This is a genomic window from Mesorhizobium sp. M7A.F.Ca.ET.027.03.2.1, from assembly GCF_003999175.1.
GTDB lineage: Bacteria > Pseudomonadota > Alphaproteobacteria > Rhizobiales > Rhizobiaceae > Mesorhizobium.
Map to the genome: position 1 here is coordinate 1 of NZ_RZOM01000412.1, position 4,910 is coordinate 4,910.

The window sequence follows — 4,910 nt, forward strand, 5'->3', positions numbered from 1 at the left end:
GCTTCGCCGTTGGCGTCGGCCGGCAGCGCCCCAAGCGCTTCGTCGAGGGCTGCCAGCGCCTCGCGCTCGACCTCGTCGGCGGGCCGGAAGGTTTTCGTCGGCTTCACGAAATCGTCGAAATAGCGGATCGCATGGCCGACCAGCCGGTCGAGCTCGGGATGCGTCTTTGGCGTCACGCCTTGCGTATGACGTGAAATGAACCCCCACAGCACATCCTTGTTCTGCGCGTTGGAGGCGCTGACCAGATTGAGCAGCAACGAGAACGGCACCGGCATGTCGATCGCGGGCGGGTTGCCGTCGTGCATATGCCAGACCGGGTTGCCCAGCCGTTCCTTCCAGTCCTGCCGGGGATAGGCGGCGAGGAACGTATAGTATTCGTCCACGGCCCGCGGGATGACGTCGAAATACAGCTTCTTGGCCTGCCGCGGCCGCTGGTACATGTAGAGCCCGAGGCTTTCGGTCGGCGCATAAGTCAGCCACTCGTCGATGGTCAGCCCGTTGCCTTTCGACTTCGAGATCTTCTGGCCGTTCTCGTCGAGGAACAGTTCGTAGACGAAATGCTCCGGCGCCCGTCCGCCCAGAATGTTGCAGATGCGGTCGTAGACCACCGCATTGGTCTGGTGGTCCTTGCCGAACATTTCGAAATCGACGCCAAGCGCTGCCCAGCGCATGCCGAAATCCGGCTTCCACTGCAGCTTCACGCGGCCGCCGGTGATCGAAAGCGTGGTCTCGGTGCCCTCGTCGTCGAAGGTGATGGTGCCGGCCTTGGCGTCGACATGCTTCATCGGCACGTAAAGCACGCGGCCGCTCTTTGGCGAGATCGGCAGGAACGGGCTGTAGGTCGCCTGCCGCTCGGGTCCGAGCGTCGGCAGCATCACCGCCATGATCTGCTCATAGCGTTCGGCGGCGCGCTTGAGCATCGCATCGAAACGGCCGGCCTTGTAGTATTGCGTCGCGCTGGCAAACTCATAGTCGAAGCCGAACGTGTCGAGGAAGCGGCAAAGCATCGCGTTGTTGTGGTCGGCGAAGCTCGCATAGTCGCCGCCGAAGGGGTTGGGGACCGACGACAGCGGCTTGTGCAGATGAGGCTCGAGTGCGGCGCGGTCCGGCACGCTGTCGGGTATCTTGCGCATGCCGTCCATATCGTCGGAAAAGCACAGCAACTTGGTCGCGACCTTATCCTGCGTCAGGACGCGGAAGGCATGGCGCACCATCGACGTCCGCGCCACTTCGCCGAACGTGCCGATATGCGGCAGGCCGGACGGCCCGTAGCCGGTCTCGAACAGGATTGTTTGCGGGAAGTCGGCGCCTTTGTAGCGCTCGATGATCTTTTTGGCCTCTTCGAAGGGCCACGCCTTGCTTTCGGTCGCGGCCGCCAACAGTTCGGGGTTGAGATCGATGATGTTTGATCCCGCCATGTCACAGTTTCCAAATCATTTGCCGGCCCGAAGGCGGGCCGCGGCAAGGTTTTCAACCGGTCTCTAGGCGTGCAGCGCCGGAGCGTCAACGCGTGCGGCGCTTTTTCCTTGCGGTGCAGAACGGGCGTTCCTAACTTCGAGGCCCGGTTCAAGGAGAAAAAATTGCCGACACCTCATGAAGCCCTGATCTATCTGATGGTCATCACCTCGGCCTCGGACCGCGACATGACCGATGTCGAACTGGCGCGGATCGGCGAGGTCGTCCGCTCCTGGCCGGTGTTCGAGGACTTCAACCACGACAGGCTGGTCGGCGTTGCCCAGGACTGCCAGAAGCGCCTGCACGAAAAGGATGGGCTGGAAGGCGTGCTGGCTGAAGTCGCCGAGGTCTTGCCTGAGCGGCTGCGCGACACCGCCTATGCCGCCGCCTTCGAGGTTGCCGCCGTCGACCTCGAAATGCGCATGGAAGAGGTGCGGGTGCTGCAGCTGATCCGGCGTCAGCTCGATCTCGACACGCTGACGGTTGCTGCCATCGGCCGCGCGGCCAAGGCGCGGCTCCGCACGCTGACCTGAAGTCCTTGGCCGGAAGCTGTTGAGGTTCAGGTCAGGCCGGCAAAGCCGACCGGAACCGGATCAGAAAAAACTGACCGGGAAATAGCGCAGATAAAATTCGGCGAACGTGCCTTTCATCGAAATCTCCTGCAGCGCGTAGTCGATCGCGGCGGCCAGCGCCGGATTGTCCGCTTTGGTGGCAATGGCCATGCCCGAGCCCAGATATTCAGGCGCCAGATAGGGCCCGCCGGCAAAGCGGCAGCAGCCCGCCGCGTCCGAGCCGCCCAGCCAGAAAGCCAGGCGCATGCCGTCGCCGAAGGCGGCGTCGACCTTGCCGGCCTTGAGATCGGCATAGAGGTCCTCCGGCCTGTCGAAAGGGACGACCTGAACCGTGTTGAAATAGTCGCGCAGCATGCGTTCATGCGCCGAGCCTGATATCACGCCGACACGCTTGCCGTGCAATTTGTCAAAGATGGGCTCGGTCAGCGCCTTGCCTTTCGGCATGATGAAGCGCGCTGGAAACTGCAGATAGGAGCGTGAGAAGGCGTAGGTCGCGCGCGATTCCGGTGTTGCGGCTATGCCGGCGATGATCGCCTCGCCTTCGCCTTTCCGCAGTGCGCCTTCCAGCTCGGCCCAGGGCAGGGCCTGGATCTGGCATTTTTCGACAATGCCAAGCTCGGCGCAGATGGCGCGTGCCAGATCGATATGGAAGCCGGACAGCTTTCCCGCGCCGTCAAGGAAGTTGAAGGGCGGGAAGTCCGTGGTGGTCAGGAACCTCAGCCGGGGCAGCGTCGAAAGGTCTGGCTTGGGCAGCCGCTCCTTGGCATCCCACAGCACCGGAACCTGAGGCGCCGCGGCGCGCGCGCCGTCGGCGAACGACAGCAAGCCGATCAGCATCGCAAGGGCGAAGGACCTCCACCGGAACGCCAAGATAAAACTCCGCCACAGTCGTGCTCGCACCGGTTTTGGTACGAAAATGGTACAGGCACAATGGTTTTTGATTTCAACCCGCCGATTTCAGGATATGATTTAGCCGGTTTGCAAATCAGCTTCGGCCGCCTCGGTGAGGGAAGCCACAAAATAAGTATGCGATTTGCAATCCGTGGTCGGTGGCGAAGTGTAAATCAGGCACGCATCATTGGCCGCAATGCACGAGGCAACATGGGGTTGATGTTGCGATGGGTCAGTTCGATCGCACGCTGGAATACATAGACCAACTGCAGCACGCCGCAACGGCGGCGGCGGTCTGTGAAAGGCTGCTGGGCATAACATCGGATTTCGGCCTCACCGCGCTGATGGCGGGAACCGTACCGCAGCCAGGCACGCCGGCCGGCCAGCAAAAGCAGCATGTGCTTCTCTGCGATTGGCCGGGCGAATGGCTGGAGCGCTATGTCGCGCGCAACTATGTCGACCATGACCCGGTCGTCAGCCATATGAAACAGTTGCAGGCGCCCTTCCAGTGGCACGAGGCGTCGCAGGGCATCCGCATAGACAAGAGCAGCGGCGAGGTGATGGGCGATGCCGGCGCCTTCAAATTGCGTGATGGGTTGGCCTTTCCGTTGATCACGCTTGACGGCCAGATCGTCATGGTGTCGCTCGGCGGCGAGGCTGTGGAATTGTCCGCCGCCGAATTTGGCCAGGTGTCGCTGGTCTCGACCTACGCGGTTGGCCGCGCCATGCAACTCCACACCATGGCGAGCAACACCATCGATCATATCGTGCTGACGCCGCGCGAGCGCGAATGCCTGCAATGGGCCGCCGTCGGCAAGTCCGAATGGGAGATTTCGCAAATCCTCGGCATTTCCGAACACACCTCGGAGAAACATCTTCTTAACGCCAAAAGCAAACTAGGTGCCGTCAACAGGGTGCAGGCCGTCGCGGAAGCGATACGGCGCGGCTACATTAGTTAGGTCGGCCGTGCCGACCTGGAATTTTTGCCTACGCGATCACGCAATTTTCTCATCAAAGCACGGCCGTATCTTCCTCTGAACGCAGGAGACGGCGGAATGCTTTTTTCCCTTACAACCCAGGAATTGATGGAACGTCCCGACCTTTGGGAGGCCGTCCATCGGTTGCGCTACAAGATATTCGTCGAAGAGATGGGGTGGGATGACCTCAGGCGGCCCGACGGGCTCGAACTTGACCAGTTCGATCACGACGAGGCGGTTCATCAGATCGTCATCAGAGGCGGTGAAGTGGCGGGTTATCAGAGGATGTTGCCGACGACGCGCCCACATCTGCTGACCGAGGTCTTGACCGATCTTTCCGAAGGAACGCCGCCATCGGGTCCAAACATCTGGGAATTGACCCGCTACGCGGTGGCTCCCGGTTTTCGTGACGGCCGTCGCGGCGTTTCGACCGTCGGCACCGAACTGATTGCCGGTTTCGTCGAGTGGGGGCTGAAGCGCGGCGTCGACAAGGTGATCATCGAGTTCGAGCCGATGTGGGTGCTGCGCGCCTTGCAACTGCATTTCCTGGCGACCCCGCTGGGCTATCAGCGCACCTATGGCAACCAGCAGGTCGTCGCCACCTTGCTGACCTTCAACGAACACACCCTCGATGTGGTGCGGTCGCGCCGCAATCATTTTGCTCCCGTGCTGGCCAGGGGATATCCTGACATGCTCGGGCAAAGGCGTGCGTCATGAGATCGGAGACAGCCATGAGCACACACCCGCAACCTGAACTTCGCAACCACACGCTGGTCGTCACCGTGTCGTCGAGCGACGGCCGGCCGGTGCTGGACAGGAGAGCCTATGAAAGCCTGGCAAGGACCTTCCATGAAGCCGCCGACAATGAGGAGGTTCGCGTCGTCGTGCTGCGCGGCCTGGCAGGCTGTTTCTGTCTGGGCGGCGACTTCTCCGAATTCCTCGACGCCACCAAGCACCAGAAACTGATTGCCGCCGTCACCGACCTGTTCCGCACGCTGGCGACGTTTCCCAAGCC

General features: G+C 61.8%; 6 protein-coding genes. 4 read left to right on the forward strand and 2 right to left on the reverse strand.

Going from position 1 to position 4,910, the window contains the following annotated elements:
• Positions 1–1,418: lysine--tRNA ligase (locus tag EN750_RS18380; RefSeq protein ID WP_127397260.1), on the reverse strand; the 1,418-nt coding region annotated here is incomplete at its 3' end.
• A 162-nt stretch (positions 1,419–1,580) separates the two neighbouring features.
• Here EN750_RS18380 and EN750_RS18385 point away from each other — a divergent pair.
• Positions 1,581–1,988: a tellurite resistance TerB family protein gene (locus tag EN750_RS18385; RefSeq protein WP_013533653.1), complete on the forward strand. Its 408-nt coding sequence runs from the start codon at positions 1,581–1,583 to the stop codon at positions 1,986–1,988.
• A gap of 60 nt (positions 1,989–2,048) precedes the next feature.
• Here EN750_RS18385 and EN750_RS18390 read toward each other — a convergent pair whose 3' ends face one another.
• Positions 2,049–2,897: a transporter substrate-binding domain-containing protein gene (locus EN750_RS18390; RefSeq protein ID WP_127267151.1), complete on the reverse strand. Its 849-nt coding sequence runs from the start codon at positions 2,895–2,897 to the stop codon at positions 2,049–2,051.
• Positions 2,898–3,145: 248 nt separating this feature from the next.
• Between EN750_RS18390 and EN750_RS18395 the strand changes: the two genes are divergently transcribed.
• The 3 genes from EN750_RS18395 to EN750_RS18405 form a co-directional block, all read left to right on the forward strand.
• Entirely contained in the window at positions 3,146–3,877 is a 732-nt protein-coding gene (locus EN750_RS18395) for a LuxR family transcriptional regulator (protein WP_127267150.1), read from the forward strand.
• A 96-nt stretch (positions 3,878–3,973) separates the two neighbouring features.
• Positions 3,974–4,612: an acyl-homoserine-lactone synthase gene (locus EN750_RS18400; RefSeq protein ID WP_013533650.1), complete on the forward strand. Its 639-nt coding sequence runs from the start codon at positions 3,974–3,976 to the stop codon at positions 4,610–4,612.
• 14 nt (positions 4,613–4,626) lie between these two features.
• On the forward strand, positions 4,627–4,910 hold a 284-nt coding region (locus EN750_RS18405), incomplete at its 3' end, for an enoyl-CoA hydratase/isomerase family protein (protein WP_145967755.1).